Source organism: Mammaliicoccus sp. JADD-157 (assembly GCF_049310805.1).
Taxonomy (GTDB): Bacteria; Bacillota; Bacilli; order Staphylococcales; family Staphylococcaceae; genus Mammaliicoccus; species Mammaliicoccus lentus.
The window spans coordinates 14,112-37,131 of record NZ_JBMOVZ010000007.1 but is presented as its reverse complement, the minus strand read 5'-3'; the positions used below and the strand labels follow the sequence as shown (position 1 = coordinate 37,131).

Here is a 23,020-nt window from a genome sequence, read left to right as displayed (position 1 = left end):
TCCATAAAAGAAGTAAGCTTGATTAGCTCTTGTTGATTGGTTAAGCCAATCACTCTTTGAAGTACTTTCAGTACTCAATTATTGGAATTAACGTTGACATATTGTCATTCAGTTTTCAATGTTCATTATCTATTTTATAAATGGTGGAGACTAGCGGGATCGAACCGCTGACCTCCTGCGTGCAAAGCAGGCGCTCTCCCATCTGAGCTAAGCCCCCAAAATATTTAATAGAAGTCGGGAAGACAGGATTCGAACCTGCGACCCCTTGGTCCCAAACCAAGTGCTCTACCAAGCTGAGCTACTTCCCGTTATTAATAATGGCGCGCCCGAGAGGAGTCGAACCCCTAGCCTCTTGATCCGTAGTCAAACGCTCTATCCAATTGAGCTACGGGCGCTAAAAATGGTGCCGAGGACCGGAATCGAACCGGTACGATAATCACTTATCGCAGGATTTTAAGTCCTGTGCGTCTGCCAGTTCCGCCACCCCGGCAAGAAAAAATAAAAATGGAGCGGAAGACGGGATTCGAACCCGCGACCCCAACCTTGGCAAGGTTGTATTCTACCGCTGAACTACTTCCGCTAAATCATTATTTTTACAATATTATTAATGGTGAGCCATAGAGGATTCGAACCTCTGACCCTCTGATTAAAAGTCAGATGCTCTACCAACTGAGCTAATGGCTCTAAAACATGGTGCCGGCCAGAGGACTTGAACCCCCAACCTACTGATTACAAGTCAGTTGCTCTACCAGTTGAGCTAGGCCGGCTAAATGGTGGAGAATGACGGGTTCGAACCGCCGACCCTCTGCTTGTAAGGCAGATGCTCTCCCAGCTGAGCTAATTCTCCAATTAACAATACTGCCCGGCAGCGTCCTACTCTCGCGGAACGTAAGTCCAACTACCATCGGCGCTAAAGAGCTTAACTTCTGTGTTCGGCATGGGAACAGGTGTGACCTCTTTGCTATCGCCACCAGACAATGTTGTTTCGTTTTTGTCTTACTTTATATATTATATAGAGTTAGTTTATGTTTTTCAATAGTAAATTTTACACCTTGTTAACTTTCTTTACAAAGTTTTCGAATTCACGTCCGCTTGTTTTCAGCGACCTTTATATAATACCCAATTTATATTCTTTCGTCAATGCTTTTTATGAAAAAAGTTGTTTTTTTAATAAGAAAACGTTTTAACGCTTTATTTATGTCATTTAATACCAAAAATAAAGGCAATAACCTTATTATTAAAGGTTATTGCCGAACATAAAATTATTTTTGTCTCATATATGGGAATAATAGTACATCTCTTATAGATGCTGAATTTGTTAATAGCATAACTAAACGGTCAATACCAATACCTAATCCACCTGTCGGAGGCATACCATATTCTAATGCTTCGATGAAATCTTCATCCATTTCATGTGCTTCATCATTACCTTGATCTTTTTCTTTCACTTGTGCTTCAAATCTTTCACGTTGATCGATTGGATCATTTAATTCTGTAAATGCATTAGCGTGTTCTCTACCAACTATAAATAGTTCGAAGCGATCAGTAAATCGTGGATCTTCTGGATTTTTCTTAGCTAATGGTGATATTTCAATTGGATGTCCATAAATAAACGTAGGTTGAATTAATTCTTCTTCTACTTTTTGTTCGAAGAATTCATTTAAGATATGACCATATGTCATACGATCTTCTACTTCTATATTATGTTGTTTTGCTAATTCATGTGCCTCTTCATCAGTTTTAACTTCATAGAAGTCTACTCCTGTATATTCTTTGACAGCATCTACCATGTGCCATCTCTTCCATTTTGAAGCTAGATCGATTGTTTCTTCTCCATATTGAATTGTAGCAGAACCAAGTACTTTTTCAGCTATTGAAGCGACCATTGCTTCAGTTAAATCCATAATATCATTATAGTCTGCATAAGCTTCATATAACTCTATCATAGTGAACTCAGGGTTATGTCTCGTTGACACACCTTCATTACGGAATACTCTTCCGATTTCATATACTTTTTCTAAACCACCAACAATAAGTCGTTTTAAGTGCAATTCAATTGCTATTCTCATGTATAAAGTAGCATCTAAAGCATTATGATGTGTAACGAACGGGCGTGCTGAAGCACCTCCTGCTATTTGATGCATCATTGGTGTTTCAACTTCTAAGAAACCTTTTTGGTTCAAGTAATTTCTCATCTCTTGAATAATTTGGCTACGTGTAATGAATGTTTTTGTTGATTCTTCACTTGTAATTAAGTCTAAGTAACGTTGACGATAGCGTTGTTCAATGTCTTGTAAACCATGATATTTATCTGGTAAAGGTCTTAAAGACTTAGTTAATACTACGAATTCTTTCGCTTTAACAGATAATTCACCAGTATTCGTCTTGAACATAACACCTTTAATTCCAACTATGTCTCCTAAATCAGCATGTTTCCAAATTTCAAATTGTTCTTCACCGACTTGGTCTTTACGAACATAAATTTGAATTTGTCCTGTTATATCTTTAACATGAGCAAATCCTGCTTTACCTTTACCTCTTTTAGTCATCAAACGTCCAGCTATAGCAACTGAAGACTCTTCTTCTTTTTCTTGAAGTTCTTCTTTTGTAAATTCGTCCCATTCTTTATGTAAAGTAACAGAATCTCCGCTTCTTACAAATTTCTGCCCGAATGGATCAATACCTAAATCTCTTAATTCTTGTAGTTTTTCTCTTCGAACCAACATTTGGTCATTCATTTCTTCTGACATGATCTTCCACTCCTTAATTAAATTGCACTTATTTCTTGTTGTTGCTCTTCAACAAATTGTTCAAGAATACTTACTAACTCATCTCTTGTATTTGTTTGATTTATAACTTTTGAACTTACCTTTACCTCTTACACCTTTTAAGTACCATGAAGCATGTTTTTTCATTTCCTATTTCCCACATGGTCTAACCTCTTTCTTTATTATACTTTACTACTTGTTCGTCGTTTGGCAATAGCTCCCAAATATATTTTTTGGATATTGGTTCAACAACATTTGAGGCGATATCATTAAGTGGTACCATCACAAATGCTCTTTCTGTCATTCTTGGGTGTGGCACTTCTAAGTCTGGTGATTGAATAACGGATTGATCATATAATAATATATCAATATCAATGGTACGTGGTCCCCATCGTTCATTTCTAACACGATGTAATTGTTGCTCAACCATCATACATACTTTCAACAAGTCTAATGCTTCTAATTCAGTTGAGATTTCGATACACATATTCAAAAAATCAGGTTGTTCTGTGTATCCTACCGGTTTTGTTTCATATATTGGAGATACTTGCGTTACTTTGATACCTTCTTCTGAATTTAAAAATGTAACTGCTTGTTCTAATTGAAGTTCCCTCTCTCCTATATTACTTCCTAAACCTAAATATGCGGTATGCATTTATCTCTTCCTCACGATCTCAATACCAACACCATTATAATGTCCCGGAATTGGCGGATTATTTTTCGTAATCTTTACTTTAGTTTCCAATACTCGATTATAGTGCGAAAATAATTGTTTTGCAATACGTTCTGCGAGATGTTCAATTAATTGTACTGGTTCGCCTTCCATTATTTCTTTAACAATCTCGAATACTTCACCGTAGTTTACAGTCTTTTCTAAATCATCTGTTTCTCCAGCTTCAGATAAATCTAATTTCAATTCTAAATCTACTAAAAATATCTGCCCTAATTCGTTTTCAGCTTTAAATGCTCCATGATATCCATAAAAAGACATGCCATCTAGTATAATTTTATCCATATTTTATATCCCTTTCAAAGCATCAATAGTTTGCGCAACTCTTTTATTCATTTTTACGTTGTGTACGCGTACAGCATGAATACCTTTTTCAATTCCAAAAGCTGTCGTTGCTGCAGTTGCTTCATCACGCTCTTTCACATCTATATTTCCACCTAGTAAATCATTGATGAGACGTTTTCTACTTGTAGCCAGCATCACTTTATAACCTGTTGCTACTAATTCATCTAACCTCGACATTACTATACGTTCTTCTTCTCTTGATTTAGCAAATCCAATACCAGGATCTAACCAAATATTTTTTTCGGGTATTCCTGCTATTTCTGCTTGATTTGCTTGTTTCAATAAAGATAATAGCAATTCATCCATCACTGGCATTTCTCGGTTGCCGTCCCCATTATGCATTAAAATAATTTCGGCATCATATTTCGCAACAACATTAAATATTTCAGGGTCATATAACCCAGCCCATTGATCGTTAATCATCGTTACACCACGTTTTAACGATTCTTCTGCAACTTGGCTTCTAAACGTGTCTACCGATAATTGAACATCTAAGTCATTTAATGCTTCTATTACAGGTATAACTCTATTCAATTCTTCTTCTAACGTTACTTTAGTATGTCCAGGACGTGTTGAAAAACCGCCAATATCTATAATATCTGCACCTTCACTTATTAATTGTTCAGCATGTGCTCTAGCATTTTCAACACTATTATAAGAACCACCATCAGAAAAAGAATCTGGCGTCACATTTAAAATACCCATAACTTTCGTATTTTTCACAATAGAAAACCTACCTTTTACATAGATAAACTTATTATAACAAATTTAAAAAATCACGCCTAAATGAAATAACTTATTTAAGTTATTTATTCTAGACGTGATTCGTAATTAAAAGTTAATACATTATAAAATTATAAATGATTAGTCTTCAAAAGCGTATAATGGTGTAGATAGGTAACGTTCACCGTTACTTGGTAATACTGTAACAACTGTTTTACCTTCACCTAATTCTTTTGCTTTTTTCAATGCAGCTTTTATAGCAGCACCAGATGAAATACCGCCAAGAATCCCTTCTTCTTTAGCAACTCTTCTAGACATTTCCATCGCTTCTTCATTTCCTACTTTAATAACATCATCATAAACTTTTGTATCTAAAGTGTCTGGGACAAATCCTGCACCTAAACCTTGTAGTTTATGTGGTCCTGGGTTTCCACCACTTAATATAGCAGAATCTTCAGGCTCAATAGCTACGATTTGGATGTTAGGGTATTTTTCTTTAAGCACTTTACCTGCACCAGTTAATGTTCCGCCTGTACCGACACCAGCTAAGAAAGCATCTATTTCTGTACCTTCGAATTGTTCAACTAATTCTGGACCAGTTGTTAATTCATGAACTTTAGGGTTTGCTGGGTTTTCGAATTGTTGTGGTTCAAAATAGCCTTTTTCTTCTTTGAGTTCTTTTGCTTTTTTGATTGCACCTTTCATTCCTTCAGCTCCAGGTGTCAATACTAATTCGGCACCATAAGCTTTTAATAGCGCACGACGTTCACTACTCATTGTGTCCGGCATAACAAATACTGCTTTGTAACCTTTTGCAGCTGCTACCATTGCTAGACCGATACCAGTATTACCAGATGTAGGCTCTATAATAGTATCGCCCGGTTTAATTTTGCCTTCTTTTTCAGCAGCTTCTAACATCGCTAAAGCGATTCTATCTTTAACTGAACTACCCGGGTTTTGATATTCTAATTTTACATAAACATCTGCCGAACCATCTTCCACTACTCTATTTAATTTAACAACAGGTGTATCTCCAATTAATTCAACAATATTATTTACTCTCTTAGCCATTTATAATTCACTCCTAGTCAGTATTTTCAATTTCATATCTTAGTTTCTTTATCGGATATACTTATTATAACAAAATACGCCTTAAAGTGAAAGTATTTACTAAATTACTTTTTACATTTATTTTTTAAGTGACATTAAATCTTCTTCTGTAAAATTATATTTCGTCCTACAGAAATGGCATTCTACTTCAGCTCCATGATCTTCTTCTATCATTGAGTCGATTTCTGCCTCTCCTAAACCTTTAATTGCATTTAAGAATTTTTCTCTTGAACAATTACATTTGAACTCTACTTCCATGTTATCAATTATTCTTGTGTTTTCTTTTCCTAACACCGTTTCAATTAATTCTTCTGGTGAAAGGCCTCTATCTATCAATTTAGAGACAGGTTCCATTTGATTAATTTTTTCTTCAATCGCTTCAATCGTTTCTTCAGAAGCACCTGGCATAAGCTGAATAACAAACCCGCCTGCTGCTTTAATAGAATTATCTGGGTTTACCAGTACACCTAGTCCAACAGCTGATGGAACTTGTTCACTCGTAACAAAATAATAAGTAAAGTCTTCGCCAAGTTCTCCCGAAACAATCGGTGTAGAACCTGTGAAATAGTCTTTTAGCCCAATATCTTTTACGACGCTTAACATACCATCTGTACCTACTGCACGTCTTACGTCCAATTTACCTTGATCATTTAACGGGAAATGAGTTTGAGGATTTTGAACATAACCTCTAACTTCACCTTTAGCATTAGCATCTACCATAATTTTACCTATAGGTCCGCCTCCGTCGATAGTAATCGTTAATTTCTCTTCATTTTTTAACATTGAACCCATTATCACGCCTGCTGTCATCGATCTTCCCAATGCAGCAGAAGCAGTTGGCCATGTGTAATGTCTTGTTTGAGCTTCTTGAATTGTATTTGTAGTCTGTACAGCAAAAGCACGTACTTCATCATTAAATGCCAATGCTCTTACTAAATAATCTTTTGTCATAAATATACTCCTTCTTTAAAAAAAGCCCCTCTCAATCAAACTATTGAAAGGGACTTGTATAAATTTATTCTTTACGATCTGTAGGTTTATTGTCACCTAAATCATCGATATTTGGTTCTTCTTTATGTGCTGGCTCATCATTAGATTTTTCTTCATCAGATTCTTGTTCATCTTTCGAATTATGAGATTCTTCTTTTTTAACCTCTTCGTAAGATTTACCAATTTTGTCATCTTCGACATCTAATGTGCCTTCTTGTTGTGTTAAGTCACCTTCATATTTATCTTCGTCAGGTTCATTGTCTTCTTCTAAGTGAGAATCATCGTATTTAACTTCTGGTAATTTTCCTTCGTTAAATAATGAGTGGATTTGTTCAGCGACTAACGTTTCTTCAACAAGTAATGTTTTAGCAATTAACTCTAATTGAGATTTATGCTCTGTAAGAATTTGTTTACAACGTTCATATTGTTCTTTAATAATACGTTGTACTTCTGAATCAATTTCATAAGCAATTTGATCTGAATAATTTGGTTCAGACTGCATATCTTTACCTAAGAATACTTGTCCACTGTCTGAGCTACCGAATTGTAACGGACCTAATTTCTTACTCATACCGTATTCTGTAACCATCTTACGTGCAATACTAGTAGCACGTTGGAAGTCGTTATGTGCACCAGTTGATGCCTCACCAAAGTTAATCTCTTCAGAAACACGACCACCTAATAGTCCAACTATTTTATCTAATAGTTCTGGTTCAGTCATGAAGTAACGATCTTCTTTAGGTAACATCATTGCATATCCACCAGCTTGTCCGCGAGGAACGATTGTTACTTTATGAACCATTTCAGCTTCATCTAATACACAACCGATAATTGTATGTCCCGCTTCATGGAAAGCCACAATATTTTTTTCTTTTTCGGAAATAACACGTGACTTCTTGGCTGGTCCAGCGATAACTCTGTCTGTAGCTTCTTCTATATCTCGCATATCAATTTTAGTTTTATTTGTACGAGCAGCAACTAATGATGCTTCATTTAATAAGTTTTCTAAATCTGCACCTGAGAATCCTGGTGTTCTTTGTGAAATTGCTTTTAGGTCTACTGTTTCATCTAAAGGTTTATTACGAGCATGTACTTTAAGTACTGCTTCACGACCTCTAACATCTGGACGACCAACTTGAATTTGTCTATCAAAACGTCCAGGACGTAATAATGCTGGGTCAAGAATATCAGGACGGTTAGTAGCTGCAATCATAATGATACCTTCGTTTTCACCGAAGCCATCCATTTCAACTAATAATTGGTTCAGTGTTTGTTCACGTTCATCGTGTCCACCGCCAACACCTGCGCCACGTTGACGACCTACAGCGTCAATTTCATCAATAAAGATGATACATGGAGCATTTTTCTTAGCATTTTCGAATAAGTCACGAACACGGCTTGCACCGACACCAACGAACATCTCAACGAAGTCAGAACCACTTATTGAGAAGAACGGTGTTCCAGCTTCACCTGCAACAGCTCTTGCAAGTAAAGTTTTACCTGTTCCTGGAGGACCAACTAGTAAAACACCTTTAGGTATTCGTGCGCCCATTTTCTTGAATTTACGATTATCTTTAAGGAAATCTACAATTTCCACTAATTCTTGTTTCTCTTCGTCAGCACCTGCTACATCAGAGAATCTAACGCGTTTTTTCTGGTCGTCATAAAGTTTGGCTTTTGATTTACCAAAGTTCATAACGCGGCCGCCACCGCCACCGCCGCCTTGCATTTGGCTTAAGAAGAATATAAATAAAAATGCAATAATTAAAACAGGGATGAGTGTCGTTAACACACTTACGAACACACTTTGTTTTTCTTCTTCTTTGACATTGAATTTCAAGTCACTTTGCTTATCGGCTGTTTCTGTAATTTTTTTCAGATCATCTTGGTTGTTAAATAGGATTGAAGATGTATATTTTTCATCTTTACCTTTTTTTAGTTCACCGCTAACCATATAAACATTTTGTTCTGGTTGAATAGTTAACGTTTTTAAATCGCCTTTTTCTAACTTCGTCATAAACTCATTATATGTAAGTTGTTTTGGTGATTGTCCGTTGCCATTAATGAACTGGAACACACCAAATAGGACGATAGCTAAAAGCGCAATCATTAATATATTTCGAAAAGCTTTTTGCATTCAATTTGTCCTCCTACTCAATTAATAAAACTAACAAAAATTTTACCACATTTATAATTTCACACGCTAGTAATTAACCTTACTTAACTAATCATTCATAGATTTCAGGTTTTAACGTTCCAATATACGGTAAATTACGATATTTCTCAGCAAAATCTAATCCATAACCCACTACGAATTCATCTGGAATTTTTTCGCCGACGTATTTAGCTTCAATATCCACTTTACGCTTCATTGGCTTGTCTAATAGTGTCACAATTTCAATAGAATTAACATTTCTGTATTTCAATAAATCAACTATAGAATTTAAAGTTGTACCCGTTTCTAAAATATCTTCGATGATAATCACATCTCTATTTTCAACTGATGTACTTAAGTCTTTTAAAATTTTAACTTCTCCAGTTGATTCTGTTCCACCATGATAGCTTGACACATCCATGAAATCTATTTCTAAATGCGTATCAATATTTTTGATTAAATCTGTCATGAACATAATGGACCCTTTAAGGATTCCTATACAAATAGGTGTTTTTCCATTATAATCTTCTGTGATTTGCTTTCCTAGTGTTTTGCATCTTTCTTGAATTTCATCTGCAGATAAAACAACAGACTTAATCGAATCTTTCATTAAAAGTCATCTCCAATATAAGTGATAGTTAATACATTTTTAAAGTTAGAATCAATCCAAATATCCCCTATTGCTACAATATCATCCTCGTTAACAATAATCGGACAGTAATCACGTTTATGTATATCCATCTTGTTGTCTATCATGATTCTATTTACTTTTTTGTGTTGTTTATTTCCCCGGTTATAATACTGAATACGATCTCCTGGCTCTCTTGTTCTTACAAATAAAGGAGACGATAATCGTTTAGCTTCAATCACCCAATTCCCAAATATAAATTGCTCATCATTATCTATATATATAGAATTTACATTGAACTCAATATCTTTACATAGTAATAATTTATCATATGCTACAATAAACTGCCAATCATCAGATACTGGAATAACGGATTGTTTTTTTTGATTATGAAATATGTCGAGCCATTCTTGACAAGCCTTCATACTAAATTGACGTTGAACATACTTTCCTAACAAATTATCGAGAATCTGAATTTTTATAAGTGGGTTTAAATCATTAAATTTATGACGGTCTATTACTATTTTAGACCCTTGAACAACCTCTTTGTTTATAAACATTTGTGCTTGTTGATTTACTAAATCCCGAGCATCATCCATCCATTGGTTCAATGTAACTAAATGAGAAGTTGATAATTCATCTCGTTCATCAACTATAGGTAAAATATTATTGCGAATATAATTCCTTGTATATTTAGTATCTTGGTTGGATTGATCTTCAAAATAAGTAAATTGAGTTTCATGTTGATATTGTCTTAATTCTGATTTGGATATATTTAAAAAAGGACGTATGATTTTATAACCATTTCTAGTTTGGTTTTTAGAAATACCAAGTGAAGATCGACCGATTCTACCTGAAAACAGTCGGTATGCTATGGTTTCTTTTTGGTCGTCTAGATGATGTGCTGTTAATAAAATCGTACTATTGGTTTCTTTCATTATTTGATCAAACCATTCATATCTTATGTTTCTAGATACATCTTGAATACTTTTATTTTGTTGCACTACATCAGACAAGTCTAATGTTTTAATATATATTTCAATATTATGTTCTTCACAAAATTCTTCAATAAAATTCGCTTCATCTTGCGACTCTTTTCTTAAGCCATGATTTACATGTAAGCAAATCAATTTTTGGTAAGTGTGTTTGTACGTCGTATTTAGTAAATGTAATAACGACATACTATCTATCCCAGTTGAAACAGCCAATGCTAAATTATCATCATGTTCCCAAGTTATCTCGAGCATTGTTACACACCTCAATCTATAAATTCAATTGATTATCTCAAAATAAAAAGAGGCTCAAGTTATTAGCCTCTTTTAGTTATAATCAATTATCGTCTTGCACCTTTACCGCCACGACGTGATTCAGTTTGTCTCTTAATAGACGTTAACTTATCCTCACTATCTTTTAAAAAGTTTGATAATTTTTTCTCAAAGTCTTCAGGCTTTGCTTCTTTCTTTGGCGCTTGACGTTTCGGACGTTCTTTAGCTTTTTTAATAGATAAGCTAATTTTGCCGTCATCCGCTACTGTTAATACTTTAACTTCTACTTCATCGCCTACAGATAAATGGTCATTAACATTTTCTACGTAGTTATCAGCGACTTCACTGATGTGCACAAGGCCACTTTTCCCTTCAGGTAATTCAACAAACGCACCAAAATTTTTAATACCTGTAACTTTCCCTTTGACTTTATTGCCTACTTCAATTGACATATTATTACTGTATCCTCCTGATATAATTTCACTTTAACCTTATTATATGCTTCTATACAAAATTATACAACGTCATATATAGATTATTTGTCTTTTTCTGAATCTTTTTTGTCTTCTGGTAATTTAAATATAATTTCACCGTCATTACTAAGGAAATATTCGCTTCTTGCTAATTTTTCAATATATTCTTTATTATTTAAACGTTTTATTTGTTCTTTCAACTCTATTTCTTGATCCTGTAATTTTTCATAAGTTACAGCTTTTTCTTTACGTTCTTGCACTAACTCTTCATTACGATTTTTTTGCAAAAACAACATAATAATCATGATGATAATGATAAGTAGCAAAATTCCACCAAACAAGGTTAATCTTTTTCGTACCACTTGGCGCGTTTTATTGACAGTTTTCTTTTTTTTGTTTTGTGACTGTGTAAATTCATTATCTAAATTTTTAATTTTTTGCGCCATAAGAATACCTCCTTATTTATATAGAATCTTGTATTTTCTCTTCTTTGACAACTTCAAACATTGTTTTTGCATTCTCTTTATTAGCATGCTCAGAAAGCCCTGTTACTTTCACTACAATAATACGATTACCTAATTTAAGTTCTAATTCATCATCTACATTAACATTTGTGCCAGCTTTAGCAGTTTGTCCATTTATTTTAACTCTGCCTTGATCGCTTACTTCTTTAGCTAATGTTCGACGTTTAATCAAACGCGATACTTTTAAGTATTTATCTAATCTCAAAGTTTCAAATCCCCTCTATTAATTAATGCTTTAAGTTCTTTTTCATTTAAACTGTCTAATTTGGTTTTATCATACAACTTCAAAAAGTAATCAGCAAATATTTTTTCCAATTTTTCACGTTTTACTTTTCCTTCTTTTTGTTTTTCTTTTTGCCAAATTTCATGTAGATCATCTAAGCTATCTGCTTTTTCTTCTCCAAACACATGAGGATGTCTTCTGACCATTTTACTCGTTAAAACACCAACTACTTCTCTAATATCAAAGTATCCTTCTTTCTTCCCAATAGCAGAATGCAGCATGACTTGTAATAAAACATCGCCTAATTCCTCTATCATATGGTCTATATCATCTTCATCGATTGCTTCAATTAATTCAAATGCTTCTTCAATTATATAACGTTTTAACGTTTCATGAGTCTGCACTTTATCCCATGGACATCCATCTTCAGATACAAGTGTGTCTATTGTTTTTTCCAAATACTGAAAATCATTATACATTTCATTATCGTCCGTTATCTTAGGTACAAACAAACTTGTTAAATTAGATAGTGATGCGTGGTGGTCCATTTCATATAATGGACACGTAATAACATCAGCTTCTCCCAATCTTGCATTTGTAACTAATCTAACTATATGTTCGTCTGGATAACGTTCCATTAAAGTGACTTTAACATCAGATGCTACCATTTGATCATAAACTTGTGTAATAATCGTGTTTGTTCTTATATTTAACATCTTTTCTTCTAGGTTCGTACCATCTAATAATGTTAAACCATCGTTTGGATCTATTTTAATCGCTCTAAACATATCATCAAGAAAACTTTTACCACCTAAAATTTTTACTTGAGCATCTGTTTCTAATAGAAATTGAGTCGTCGTTTCTGCCACCATCGGGTCTCCAGGAACTGCATAAATAACCTCTTCATTTCGAGACTTATCGATTAACGTATCTACAATTTCATTATATACATCTATAAAATGATCATGCTTTTCATAAATATAATCGAAGCTTTCCCAATTCACTTCTTTTAATTCATTCACGACAGGGTGTTCTATTGTTCTTGCATATACTTTATCAGCTGATTGTAACGTTCTATATATGCCCAATGGCAGTTCTTCAAGACTATAGTTTCCTAAACCAACGACTGTAATTTGTTGAGACATTGTTTTACTTCTCCTTCATCAATTTATCCATTAAAGGTAAATGTTGACACTCTTCTCTTTTTAATATTTTCAAGTTAATTATACCTAATAACACAATAATAACTCCAACAATACCCGCTAAAACGAGGACTAACAAACTTGATAGTCTTGATTGAGTAGGAATACTTAGCACTATTTGTACTAATCCAGACATTATAGTTAGCGTGAAGATTACTTTAGCAATAAATAATCCCATGTTTTGAAATCGATATAATTTCATGACGATGATATGCAATGTTAATGCATAAATACCCAAAGATATTACAGTAGCCAAACTGGCCCCAAATATTCCAAATTGCATCACAAATACATAGTTTCCTATGCTTTTAAATAGTAATCCTATTATAAGTGCAATGAGTAATACTGACCGTCTAGCTTTAACTTGTAATAACGCTGTATACATAATAATAAATGTGACAAATACAACTGAAAGCATAAATACACTTAATGTGCCTACTAATTCGTTCGTCTTAAAGAATACCGTATTTAGTAAAGGCAAGAGATTTATTAAACCTATTGCTGCAGCCATACTGAAAAGTACTGTTATTTTGAGTGACGTGTTAGCATATTCATTAACTAAATGATGATTTTTCTTCTGTAACTCTTCCGTAAGGAGTGGAATGAGTACAAAACTAAATGTAGTCGTAATAATCAGCCCCATTTGAATAAGCGAAGCCCCTCTATCAAATATACCTTTCACTTTTATGCTTTCCTGAAATGTATAGCCAGTATCTTGTAGTAAATGGATTAATGTAAATGAATCCACTAATTGCCACAATATAAGAATCAAATAAGATATGGCATATAATACAGTCATAATAATGACATCTTTTAAATCATTAAAATTTATTTCCCAGGAAAAATGAATGTTTGGCTTTCTTTTCAAATAAAAATATAAAACAATGCTAAAAAGCCCAATAACTGAACCACTTATTGCAATTGTTCCAGCTTGATAAATTGAAACATCCATGTACATAAATACAGAAATAGCAATAAATATTACAATCACTCTTAATACTTGATCAATTACTTGTGATATCGCAATAGTATTCATTTGGTGTTTCATTTGATAATATCCTCGTACCATCGAAATAAACACGAGTGGTATTAAGGCAATACTAGCCATGCGAATCATAGGTGTTAGTTGTACGTCACCCATCCAACTACTTATAGTAGATGCAAAAATTAACACCCCTATACTGATGGTTAGACAAATACTTTGTAACCACCAAAATAATGCTGAAATAGTAGTTTGAGGTCGTTTAATCATCCAACTGCTCATTACGCTAGGTAAAGCATTTAAACTTACTACACTCACAATCGCGACTAATGGGTAAACTTGTTGATAAGCATATAAACCTTCATCGCCTAATATATTTTGATAAGGTACTCTATAAATTGCACTTAATGACTTAACGATTACCATAGTAATAGTTAAGAGTAATACACTATTAAAAATCGGTTTAGATTGCGTCATCATCCACCAAACTCTCATTAATAACTTCTGTTAAGAACTTCAAATCATCAAGCCACTGTTTTGTTTTTTGTAACTTAAACACCATTTGATTATCCGCAACAGCTATTCTAAGCTTTCTACCTAGTGGTTCTGTAACTTTAAATAATACGTCACCTTTCAAGTGGTTTGTTGTATATTCTGAGGTTGTTAATTGAATTGTATTTCCTGTTTCTTTAATCTCGGTAATTCCAAATAAAATACCATTTAATCTAATTCTTACAACATCTAGTAATCGTTCTACTTCTACAGGGTATTCACCAAAGCGATCGATTAGTTCATCTTGCAAGTCTTCTAACTGGGAAACAGTAGTAATACTTCTCATCTTTTTATACATTTCAATTTTTGCTTGTTCATTTTTGATATATTCTGCAGGTATATAAGCGTCAACTTTAACATCAACTTCTAATTGTGGTCCTTCTGATTCAGGTTCTATACCACGTTTAACATTGACCGCTTCTTCTAACATTTGAGAATATAAGTCATAACCAACAGAATCTATAAATCCTGATTGCTGACTTCCTAACAGGTTACCTGCACCTCTTATATTCAAATCTCTCATTGCAATTTTAAACCCGCTACCTAATTCTGTAAATTCTTTAATTGCTTGTAACCTTTGTTCAGCAACTTCTGTCAGTACTTTATTTTGTTCGTGTAAGAAGTAAGCATAACCTATTCTACTAGAACGTCCAACGCGCCCTCTTAATTGATAAAGTTGGCTTAACCCAAATCGATTCGCATCTTCAATAATCAAAGTGTTAGCGTTAGGAACATCTACGCCCGTCTCTATAATTGTCGTAGTTACTAAAATATCATATTCACCGTCAACAAAATTAAGCATAGTCTCTTCTAACTCACGTTCCGTCATTTGACCATGGGCTACACCTATTCTCGCATTAGGCATAAGCATCGATAACTGCTCACTCTTTTGGTAAATCGATTGAACCCTATTATATAAATAGAATGCCTGCCCACCTCGAGACAACTCTCTTTCTAATGCCTCTTTTACAAAATTCATATTCTGTTCTAATACATAAGTTTGTACTGGGAATCTATTCTCAGGTGGCGTTTCTATAACAGATAAATCTCTTACACCTAACAAGCTCATATGAAGGGTTCTTGGTATTGGTGTAGCTGTTAGTGTTAATACATCAACATTAGTTTTTAATGCCTTAATTCTTTCTTTATGTTTAACACCAAATCGTTGTTCCTCATCGACAATTAATAAACCTAAATCTTTATATTCTACATCTTTACTTAGTAATTTATGAGTACCAACTACGATGTCTACAAAACCTTTTTTAATACCTTCTTTTGTTTCTTTTACTTGTTTAGGCGTTCTAAAACGACTCATCATTTGAATTTCTACAGGATATTCTTGCATTCTCTCTCTAAAAGTTTCAAAGTGTTGTTGAGCCAAGATAGTTGTAGGTACTAAGACTGCTACTTGTTTACCTTCTAACACAGCTTTGAAAGCTGCTCTAATCGCAACTTCAGTTTTACCGTAACCAACATCTCCACAAAGTAAGCGGTCCATAGGTCTAAGTTTTTCCATATCACCTTTGATTTCTTCTAATGAAGTAATTTGATCTGGTGTTGGTTCATAAGGGAAGTCCATTTCAAATGTCATTTGTTCTTCAGAATCAGGTCCATATTGATAGCCTTCCACTTGCTCACGTTCTTGATAAAGTTTTAATAATTCATCAGCAATATCTTCAACATTTTTTTGAACTTTAGCCTTTGTTTTTTTCCATTCTGTTCCGCCTAATTTATTAACTTTAGGCTCTTTATCATCTGAGCCAACAAACTTTTGAACATCGTTCATTTGATCAACAGGTACAAATAATTGGTCTGTTCCTTTGTACTGAATTTTAATATAGTCTTTGTGTATGCCTGAAACTTCTAATGTTTCAACACCTAAATATTTACCTACACCATGATGTACATGAACAACGTAATCTCCGACATTTAACTCTTGATAAGACTTAATTTTCTCTGCATTCGACAGTTTTTGTCTTCTTTTAGATTGTTTACGTTCGCGTGCTTTGAAGAGTTCTTTTTCAGTCACAACAACTAATTTCATGTACGGCAATTCAAATCCTTCAGATAATGCGCCATCTGTAACAACTGCTTGACCACTATTATCGATATGTTCTATACGATCTATTACAGTTGGTATCTTCATGTCGCTGAGCATACTTTGAATTCTCGTTTTGCGTGTTTCTGATTCTGCCAATAAAACAACAGTGAATCCTTGTTTCATATAGCGATCAAATTCAGACTGCATAATATCATATTGTCCATAAAAACGTTGCACTGGTTTACATGAAAACTTGACCATTTCCTCTATCTCTACAGGCATGCTTGCTGTAAATAAAGTAAAATAAGAAATTTTATGTTTATTCAACAAATCAGTAAACGCTGATTCTACAATAAAGCGTTGTCCTATAAACCCTTGCCCAGATTCAATTAAAGATTGCGTGAATTCTTCAATTTCTACATCTAATGAGTTTTCAGTGTCTTTAATTCTATTATATTCATCTACTACAATAAGAGCGTCTTCTGCTAAATAATCTACAAATGTAGATACCTCATCATACATAAATGCAATAACTCGTCTTAAAATCTGATGATCTTTTAATTCATCATCTTGCATTAAAATATTTTGATAAGTGTCTTTCAAATCAGGACGAATTTCTTTCGGTAGTTTTTCACGCGTTTGCTCATATGATTCTTCCATACGTTCTGATAATCTATTGATTTGTTCTGAAGTGAAAATATAATCACTTGCACTTGTTATTTCAACTTCTTCTACATTTTGTAAAGAACGCTGCGTTTCAACATCAAAGACTCTCATACCATCTACTTCTGTATCAAACAACTCAATACGTACAGGGTCTCCAATAACAGGGTATATATCGATTAAGCCACCTCGAATTGAGAATTCACCAATCGCTGAAACTAGGGACTGTCTCTTGTATCCCATATCAACTAATTGCTTAGACCATTCTTCTAACTCTATATCATCACCTATTTTTATAGATTTATAATGATCTTTCCAAATGGACGGAGGTGTGAGTTGTTTCTTCAAGCCATTTATTGGCACGATAAATAACCCTTTCTTACTTTGAGCAAGATGGGTTAGAGTTCTAACACGCTCACTCATTAAGTCTGGGCTTTGTGTTGAAAATGCTTCAATCATAATATCTTGTACAGGAAATTTAAATACTTCTTCAGGCGGTAATAATTGCAGTATGTCTGCTTCTAATTTATCCGCTTGGTATAAATTATTTGTCACAATGACTAATTGTTTATCGTGTTTCAAATATTGTTCTAGAATAAGCAATGCTTTACTAGATTGATTCAAACCGGTAACGAGTATGTTTTTTTCTCCAAAAATACGTTCTAAATCTTGAAATCGCTCATCTTTTTGTATAATTTCATGAATGACATGTCTCATTCTACTTCACCGTTAAACTGATTCATAACATTAGGAAATGTTTCACCTTTAATTATACTTTCACAAGCATCTGCTGCCCGTTCTATTACCTTTTTCATAGTTATCATTTCATCTTCAGAGAATTTTTGTAGAACATAACTCGGAACACTCATACCGTTAGTCGGACGATCTATACCAATTCGTACTCTATTAAATTTATCTGTTCCTAAATGTTGTATTAAAGACTTCATCCCGTTATGACCGCCAGCACTGCCTTTTTGGCGCAGTCTCAAATGACCTTGTGGCTGATCTAAATCGTCATATAGAACAAGTAAATCTTCAATATCAATATTATAATAATCCATTAGTGGCCTTACTGCTTCACCAGATAAATTCATGAATGTCATCGGTTCAATAAGCATAACCTTTTCACCATTTATTAATCCGATAGTATAGGCACCTTTAAATTTTTGTTTATCTAATTGTAATTGATGACGATCAATCAATTCATCAACTACTTCAAAACCTATATTATGACGAGTTCCATCAAATTTCTTACCTATATTTCCAAGTCCAACAATACATTTCATGTTGTAACCTCCATATTAATACTAAGTATTTATTATAGCATTTTTACGTTAGTTTTCATCTAACTATACTTATATCATTATAAAATTAGACAAAAAAGAGTCTGAGACATTGATATGTCCCAGACTCCTTTTAAAAGATTAAAGAATTATTCTTCTTCTTTTTCTTCTTTTTCAGCTTCTTGTGATACTGCATCAGCATCTTCAGCTGCAGTTTCTTCAGCATCTTCAGCTGGTTCTTCAGTTGGAGGTACTACAGTTACAACTGCTTCTTCTTTATCGTTTTCGATAGCATATTTATCAGTTGCATCTAAGTCTCCTACTAAGTAACTATCACCGATAGCTAATTCACTAATATCAACTTCGATATGTTCAGGAATAGCGTCTGGAGTAGTTGTTACTTGTAAGTCGAATAATGGTTGTTGAACTACGCCACCTTCAGAAGCACCAACTGCTTCACCTACTAATACTACAGGTACATCAACAGTTAATTCTTGTTTCATGTTAATAGCTAAGAAGTCAACATGAGTGATTTGGTTTTTAAGTGAATCATATTGGTAATCAGAAACCATAACTTTAATTGATTTAGAACCAACACCTAATTCAATAACTCCGTTACGTCCAACTTCACGGATAGTTTTGATGAATTCAACCTCATCAACTTTAACAGATGTATTTTTAGCACCATAACCATATACAACTGCTGGGATAATACCTGATGCTCTTAGTTTACGTAAACTAGAACGAGTTTGTTTACCTTGACGGATAACTGACTTTAATGAAGCCATTATCTTTTCCACCTTTCATTCATGCGCATTAAGCGCTCCTACACTTACCCATCAACATAAATTGTTGCTTGTAAGTGGTTATTTAGTTCATTTAAAAATGAACCGTTTGTTATTATACACGATTAATGACAATTAATCAAATAGCACACTAACTGATTCTTGTTCATATACTCGAACAATTGCTTGAGCTAATAATTCTGCTACTGATAATTCTTTAACATTTGAAGGTTTTCTATCTTCTGGCAATTGAATAGAGTTTGTAACAACTAATTCTTTAATTCTTGAATTTTCAATGCGTTCACGTGCTGGCCCAGATAAAACAGGGTGTGTACAACATGCATAAACTTCTTTTGCACCTTTTTTAACTAAAGCATCTGCTGCTAAAGTAATAGTGCCCGCAGTGTCAATGATGTCATCGATGATGATTGCTGTTTTACCATCTATGTCTCCAACAATGTTCATAACTTCTGCTACGTTAGGTTTCGGACGACGCTTATCAATAATAGCAATTGGCGTTTTTAAACGATCCGCCATTTTACGCGCTCTTGTAACACCACCATGATCAGGTGATACAACAACAGTATTGTCAGGGTCTAATCCTTTTTCTAAGAAATAATTAGATAAAATTGGAACACCCATTAAATGATCAATAGGTATATCAAAGAATCCTTGAATTTGAGGAGCGTGTAAGTCTAACGCGATCATTCTGCTCGCGCCAGCTTTTTCAATAATATTTGCTACTAATTTAGCAGTAATAGGCTCACGACTTCTCGCTTTACGGTCTTGTCTTGCATAACCATAATAAGGCATAACAATATTAATATTAGCAGCTGATGCTCGTTTACATGCATCTATCATAATTAACAATTCCATTAAATGTTCATTTACTGGATATGAAGTAGGTTGAATGATGAACACATCACAACCACGGATACTTTCTTCGATATTAATTTGCACTTCGCCATCAGCAAATCTTTTTACTGTAGACTTACCTAATGGAATACCTACTAAATTTGCAACTTCTTGGGCTAAAGGTTGGTTACCTTCTAGTGAAAATATTTTTAATGACGAATTCTTATATTCAGTATGCAACATTTTTGTTCCTCCGATATCATTTTGACTCATTTTTTTTGACGGCTCCTTTTATTTCGTTTTATAGTATCCTTCTTTTGTCGTCTGTCTTGCACGACCTAGTGCTAAGCTTTCATCTGGCACATTATCTGTGATGGTTGAACCTGCAGCTATAAATGCTCCTTCGCCAACTTCTACTGGTGCAACTAGATTTGAATTACATCCAATAAATGCATCATCTCCTATTTTAGTTTGGAATTTGTTTATTCCGTCATAATTAACAGTGATTGAACCACAGCCAATATTTGTTCTTGCGCCGACTTCAGCATCACCAATATAACTTAAGTGAGATACTTTAGCGCCATCTTTCAACACGGATTTTTTAACCTCTACAAAATTACCAATTTTCGTTTCTTTTCCTAGTTCTGTTCCCGGTCTTAATTGAGCGAACGGTCCAACTGTAGAGGATTTACCAACAAATGAATCTGTAATGACAGATTGTTTAATTGTGGCATCATCTTCAATTGTACTATTTTTGATATCAGAATTCATGCCAATCGTAACATTTTTTCCTATTACAGTGTTACCACCGATTCTTGCACCTGGTTCAACTACCGTATCTTCACCTATTGTAACTTTTTTCCCAATATATGTAGTAGCTGGATCGATGATGGAAACACCATTTATCATATGTCTCAAATTAATACGTTCTTTCATTTTTTGTTCTGCTTGTGATAATTGGACTCTATCATTAACACCCATGATTTCATCTACGTCTTCCGTAACATAAGCAGATATTTTTTCATTTTGTGCTTTTAAAATGCTTATAACATCAGGTAAATAGTATTCACCTTGAGCATTATCGTTTTTAACTTCTTCTAAAGTTTGGAATAACTTTTCATTATCAAAAGCAAAGATTCCTGAACTAATTTCATTTATTGCATTTTGCTCTTCTGAAGCATCTTTTTGCTCAACAATTTCTAAGACGTCACCTTGTTCATTTCGAACAATTCTGCCATAGCCAAATGGATTATTCACCTTTGCAGATAATACTGTAGCCTTTGCATTTTCTGATTCATGAAACGCTATTAATGAGCTAATTGTATCTTCAGTAATAAGTGGTGTGTCCCCACATACAACGATTGTTGTACCTTTTTTGTCATTCAATAATTCCTTAGCTGTATTAACTGCATGTGCAGTCCCTAGTTGTTCTTCTTGATGTACAAACTGCGATGAATCGCCAAGTGTTTCTTTTACTACTTCAGCACCGTGTCCAACAACTGTAACAACAGTCTCAACACCCGCATTCTTCACGCTATCTATAACATGTTGAACCATGGCTTCTCCAGCAACAGGATGTAGCACCTTATAGAGTTTAGATTTCATCCTTGTTCCTTTACCAGCCGCTAATATGACTGCATGTTTTCGCATTTGAAAAACCTCCATTTAAACGCACTTTATCTTATTATAATTTAATTTGTGTACGACTATCAAGAAAGAGTTATTAAACATAGAAATTATTTCACAAAATAATCGTCTTTAATATTCATGATATATAGTAAAGGCAAAGCATTAACGCATTAAATAAAAATTTAATGAATAGTATTTTTATTCATCATTAATTAACCGTTGTTGAATAATTGTATAAAAAAACAGGAAAAACTCTTATCAAACTAAGAATTTCTCCTGTATTATTTCAGACACAAGCTTTGCGTATGCCTATTCCAATTTTTATTCTTCATTTTCATCTTCATTTTGATTTTCTGATTCAGAATCGTCATCTTTAGCAGATTTCGGAATGATTACTTCATCAGTTTCATCATAAACTTTCATGACTGCTTCTTGAATTTCTTGTCTCATTTCAGAGTTAATAGGGTGAGCAATATCCCGGAACTCTCCGTCGGGTGTACGTTTACTTGGCATAGCTACAAATAAACCTGAATTCCCTTCAATTACTCTTAAATCGTGAACAACAAAAGCATCGTCTAATGTAATAGAAACTAAAGCTTTCATTCTTCCATCTGTTTGGATTTTTCTTAATCTCACATCTGTTACCTTCATGACTTGTGTGCCCCCTGTTTGTCTTTTTTAAGTAGCAGCATCATTTAAATTGAAGAATATTATTGTATTTTTGCGATCATTTCAATCTCAACTTTAACATCTTTAGGTAGGCGCGCAACCTCAACACAACTTCTAGCAGGCAAATGTTCATTGAAATATTGTCCATATACGGAGTTAATATCTTGAAAATCATTCATATCTTTAATAAAGATCATAGATTTCACGACATTATTTAAAGAAGCGCCACTTTCTTCAAGTACTTTTTTTAAGTTTTCGATGACTTGTTCAGTCTGCACTTTTACATCATCTGATACAATTTCGCCTTTTTGATTTAACGGTATTTGCCCCGAAGTAAATACTAGATTATCTACCACTACAGCGTGGCAGTATGGTCCTAATGCTTCTGGAGCGTTTGTTGCGTTTATACTTTTCATGATGATTAA

The 23,020-nt window shown here is 33.9% G+C and carries 21 protein-coding genes, 8 tRNA genes and 1 rRNA gene; all 30 read right to left on the bottom strand.

Annotation, left to right across the window (positions count from 1 at the left end; genetic code table 11):
• Positions 1-141 precede the first annotated feature (141 nt).
• Positions 142-217 (bottom strand) — tRNA-Ala (locus tag ACO6VN_RS14880).
• A gap of 17 nt (positions 218-234) precedes the next feature.
• Positions 235-308 (bottom strand) — tRNA-Pro (locus tag ACO6VN_RS14875).
• A 10-nt stretch (positions 309-318) separates the two neighbouring features.
• Positions 319-395, bottom strand: a tRNA-Arg gene (locus tag ACO6VN_RS14870).
• 6 nt (positions 396-401) lie between these two features.
• Positions 402-490: transfer RNA gene (locus tag ACO6VN_RS14865), tRNA-Leu, on the bottom strand.
• Between the two features lie 15 nt (positions 491-505).
• Positions 506-580, bottom strand: a tRNA-Gly gene (locus tag ACO6VN_RS14860).
• Between the two features lie 28 nt (positions 581-608).
• Positions 609-684 (bottom strand) — tRNA-Lys (locus tag ACO6VN_RS14855).
• Positions 685-691: 7 nt separating this feature from the next.
• A tRNA-Thr gene (locus ACO6VN_RS14850) sits at positions 692-767 on the bottom strand.
• Between the two features lie 4 nt (positions 768-771).
• A tRNA-Val gene (locus ACO6VN_RS14845) sits at positions 772-847 on the bottom strand.
• 13 nt (positions 848-860) lie between these two features.
• A 5S ribosomal RNA gene (gene rrf / locus ACO6VN_RS14840) occupies positions 861-975 on the bottom strand.
• Positions 976-1,262: 287 nt separating this feature from the next.
• Entirely contained in the window at positions 1,263-2,750 is a 1,488-nt protein-coding gene (gene lysS / locus ACO6VN_RS14835; RefSeq protein WP_064205418.1) for a lysine--tRNA ligase, read from the bottom strand.
• Between the two features lie 184 nt (positions 2,751-2,934).
• Positions 2,935-3,423, bottom strand: a complete 489-nt coding sequence (folK, locus tag ACO6VN_RS14830; protein WP_016999883.1) for a 2-amino-4-hydroxy-6-hydroxymethyldihydropteridine diphosphokinase — start codon at positions 3,421-3,423, stop codon at positions 2,935-2,937.
• Positions 3,424-3,783, bottom strand: coding sequence for a dihydroneopterin aldolase (gene folB, locus ACO6VN_RS14825; RefSeq protein WP_016999885.1), 360 nt, complete (start codon positions 3,781-3,783; stop codon positions 3,424-3,426). It lies immediately after the preceding gene.
• A gap of 3 nt (positions 3,784-3,786) precedes the next feature.
• Positions 3,787-4,566 carry a dihydropteroate synthase gene (gene folP, locus ACO6VN_RS14820; RefSeq protein ID WP_286314245.1) on the bottom strand — a complete coding sequence of 260 codons (780 nt, stop codon included), beginning with the start codon at positions 4,564-4,566 and terminating at the stop codon, positions 3,787-3,789.
• A gap of 141 nt (positions 4,567-4,707) precedes the next feature.
• Positions 4,708-5,637 carry a cysteine synthase A gene (gene cysK / locus ACO6VN_RS14815; protein ID WP_064211599.1) on the bottom strand — a complete coding sequence of 310 codons (930 nt, stop codon included), beginning with the start codon at positions 5,635-5,637 and terminating at the stop codon, positions 4,708-4,710.
• Between the two features lie 117 nt (positions 5,638-5,754).
• Positions 5,755-6,627, bottom strand: a complete 873-nt coding sequence (gene hslO / locus ACO6VN_RS14810) for an Hsp33 family molecular chaperone HslO (RefSeq protein WP_016999891.1) — start codon at positions 6,625-6,627, stop codon at positions 5,755-5,757.
• A gap of 64 nt (positions 6,628-6,691) precedes the next feature.
• Positions 6,692-8,803, bottom strand: coding sequence for an ATP-dependent zinc metalloprotease FtsH (ftsH, locus tag ACO6VN_RS14805; protein WP_016999893.1), 2,112 nt, complete (start codon positions 8,801-8,803; stop codon positions 6,692-6,694).
• 91 nt (positions 8,804-8,894) lie between these two features.
• Entirely contained in the window at positions 8,895-9,431 is a 537-nt protein-coding gene (gene hpt, locus ACO6VN_RS14800; protein ID WP_016999895.1) for a hypoxanthine phosphoribosyltransferase, read from the bottom strand.
• Positions 9,431-10,696, bottom strand: coding sequence for a tRNA lysidine(34) synthetase TilS (gene tilS, locus ACO6VN_RS14795; protein ID WP_422404834.1), 1,266 nt, complete (start codon positions 10,694-10,696; stop codon positions 9,431-9,433). The genes hpt and tilS overlap by 1 nt, the downstream gene beginning before the upstream one ends.
• Before the next feature lie 86 nt (positions 10,697-10,782).
• On the bottom strand, positions 10,783-11,166 hold the full coding sequence (locus tag ACO6VN_RS14790) for a S1 domain-containing RNA-binding protein (protein WP_016999899.1): 384 nt from the start codon (positions 11,164-11,166) through the stop codon (positions 10,783-10,785).
• An 83-nt stretch (positions 11,167-11,249) separates the two neighbouring features.
• Positions 11,250-11,633: an FtsB family cell division protein gene (locus ACO6VN_RS14785; RefSeq protein ID WP_064205202.1), complete on the bottom strand. Its 384-nt coding sequence runs from the start codon at positions 11,631-11,633 to the stop codon at positions 11,250-11,252.
• A gap of 16 nt (positions 11,634-11,649) precedes the next feature.
• Entirely contained in the window at positions 11,650-11,916 is a 267-nt protein-coding gene (locus tag ACO6VN_RS14780; RefSeq protein ID WP_016999901.1) for an RNA-binding S4 domain-containing protein, read from the bottom strand.
• The gene (locus ACO6VN_RS14775; protein WP_422404833.1) at positions 11,913-13,079 is read right to left on the bottom strand and encodes a MazG nucleotide pyrophosphohydrolase domain-containing protein; all 1,167 of its coding nucleotides are present in this window, start codon (positions 13,077-13,079) and stop codon (positions 11,913-11,915) included. Before ACO6VN_RS14775 ends, ACO6VN_RS14780 begins: the two co-directional genes overlap by 4 nt.
• 4 nt (positions 13,080-13,083) lie before the next feature.
• Positions 13,084-14,613, bottom strand: a complete 1,530-nt coding sequence (locus tag ACO6VN_RS14770; protein ID WP_422404832.1) for a polysaccharide biosynthesis protein — start codon at positions 14,611-14,613, stop codon at positions 13,084-13,086.
• Positions 14,582-18,091 (bottom strand): transcription-repair coupling factor, encoded by a 3,510-nt coding sequence (gene mfd / locus ACO6VN_RS14765; protein WP_422404831.1) that lies wholly within the window; start codon positions 18,089-18,091, stop codon positions 14,582-14,584. Before mfd ends, ACO6VN_RS14770 begins: the two co-directional genes overlap by 32 nt.
• Positions 18,088-18,660, bottom strand: a complete 573-nt coding sequence (gene pth, locus ACO6VN_RS14760; protein ID WP_016999906.1) for an aminoacyl-tRNA hydrolase — start codon at positions 18,658-18,660, stop codon at positions 18,088-18,090. The genes mfd and pth overlap by 4 nt, the downstream gene beginning before the upstream one ends.
• 146 nt (positions 18,661-18,806) lie before the next feature.
• A complete protein-coding gene (locus ACO6VN_RS14755; RefSeq protein WP_016999908.1) occupies positions 18,807-19,445 on the bottom strand; it encodes a 50S ribosomal protein L25/general stress protein Ctc in 639 nt (212 codons plus the stop codon).
• A gap of 132 nt (positions 19,446-19,577) precedes the next feature.
• Entirely contained in the window at positions 19,578-20,540 is a 963-nt protein-coding gene (locus tag ACO6VN_RS14750) for a ribose-phosphate diphosphokinase (RefSeq protein ID WP_026023668.1), read from the bottom strand.
• 48 nt (positions 20,541-20,588) lie between these two features.
• Positions 20,589-21,947: a bifunctional UDP-N-acetylglucosamine diphosphorylase/glucosamine-1-phosphate N-acetyltransferase GlmU gene (gene glmU / locus ACO6VN_RS14745; protein WP_016999911.1), complete on the bottom strand. Its 1,359-nt coding sequence runs from the start codon at positions 21,945-21,947 to the stop codon at positions 20,589-20,591.
• A gap of 300 nt (positions 21,948-22,247) precedes the next feature.
• The gene (gene spoVG, locus ACO6VN_RS14740; RefSeq protein WP_070045702.1) at positions 22,248-22,577 is read right to left on the bottom strand and encodes a septation regulator SpoVG; all 330 of its coding nucleotides are present in this window, start codon (positions 22,575-22,577) and stop codon (positions 22,248-22,250) included.
• A gap of 59 nt (positions 22,578-22,636) precedes the next feature.
• Complete coding sequence (locus tag ACO6VN_RS14735) at positions 22,637-23,011, bottom strand: RidA family protein (protein ID WP_016999913.1); 375 nt, start codon at positions 23,009-23,011, stop codon at positions 22,637-22,639.
• Positions 23,012-23,020 lie beyond the last annotated feature (9 nt).

Bases quoted from the DNA above. Each gene is read 5' to 3' on its own strand.
- hpt (WP_016999895.1), bottom strand. From the start codon at position 9,431: ATGAAAGATTCGATTAAGTCTGTTGTTTTATCTGCAGATGAAATTCAA.
- ACO6VN_RS14770 (WP_422404832.1), bottom strand. From the start codon at position 14,613: ATGAGAGTTTGGTGGATGATGACGCAATCTAAACCGATTTTTAATAGT.
- glmU (WP_016999911.1), bottom strand. From the start codon at position 21,947: ATGCGAAAACATGCAGTCATATTAGCGGCTGGTAAAGGAACAAGGATG.
- ACO6VN_RS14790 (WP_016999899.1), bottom strand. From the start codon at position 11,166: ATGTCAATTGAAGTAGGCAATAAAGTCAAAGGGAAAGTTACAGGTATT.
- hslO (WP_016999891.1), bottom strand. From the start codon at position 6,627: ATGACAAAAGATTATTTAGTAAGAGCATTGGCATTTAATGATGAAGTA.
- mfd (WP_422404831.1), bottom strand. From the start codon at position 18,091: ATGAGACATGTCATTCATGAAATTATACAAAAAGATGAGCGATTTCAA.
- ACO6VN_RS14755 (WP_016999908.1), bottom strand. From the start codon at position 19,445: ATGGCTTCATTAAAGTCAGTTATCCGTCAAGGTAAACAAACTCGTTCT.
- ACO6VN_RS14775 (WP_422404833.1), bottom strand. From the start codon at position 13,079: ATGTCTCAACAAATTACAGTCGTTGGTTTAGGAAACTATAGTCTTGAA.
- ACO6VN_RS14785 (WP_064205202.1), bottom strand. From the start codon at position 11,633: ATGGCGCAAAAAATTAAAAATTTAGATAATGAATTTACACAGTCACAA.
- ACO6VN_RS14735 (WP_016999913.1), bottom strand. From the start codon at position 23,011: ATGAAAAGTATAAACGCAACAAACGCTCCAGAAGCATTAGGACCATAC.
- cysK (WP_064211599.1), bottom strand. From the start codon at position 5,637: ATGGCTAAGAGAGTAAATAATATTGTTGAATTAATTGGAGATACACCT.
- spoVG (WP_070045702.1), bottom strand. From the start codon at position 22,577: ATGAAGGTAACAGATGTGAGATTAAGAAAAATCCAAACAGATGGAAGA.
- folK (WP_016999883.1), bottom strand. From the start codon at position 3,423: ATGCATACCGCATATTTAGGTTTAGGAAGTAATATAGGAGAGAGGGAA.
- folB (WP_016999885.1), bottom strand. From the start codon at position 3,783: ATGGATAAAATTATACTAGATGGCATGTCTTTTTATGGATATCATGGA.
- ACO6VN_RS14750 (WP_026023668.1), bottom strand. From the start codon at position 20,540: ATGTTGCATACTGAATATAAGAATTCGTCATTAAAAATATTTTCACTA.
- tilS (WP_422404834.1), bottom strand. From the start codon at position 10,696: ATGCTCGAGATAACTTGGGAACATGATGATAATTTAGCATTGGCTGTT.
- lysS (WP_064205418.1), bottom strand. From the start codon at position 2,750: ATGTCAGAAGAAATGAATGACCAAATGTTGGTTCGAAGAGAAAAACTA.
- pth (WP_016999906.1), bottom strand. From the start codon at position 18,660: ATGAAATGTATTGTTGGACTTGGAAATATAGGTAAGAAATTTGATGGA.
- ftsH (WP_016999893.1), bottom strand. From the start codon at position 8,803: ATGCAAAAAGCTTTTCGAAATATATTAATGATTGCGCTTTTAGCTATC.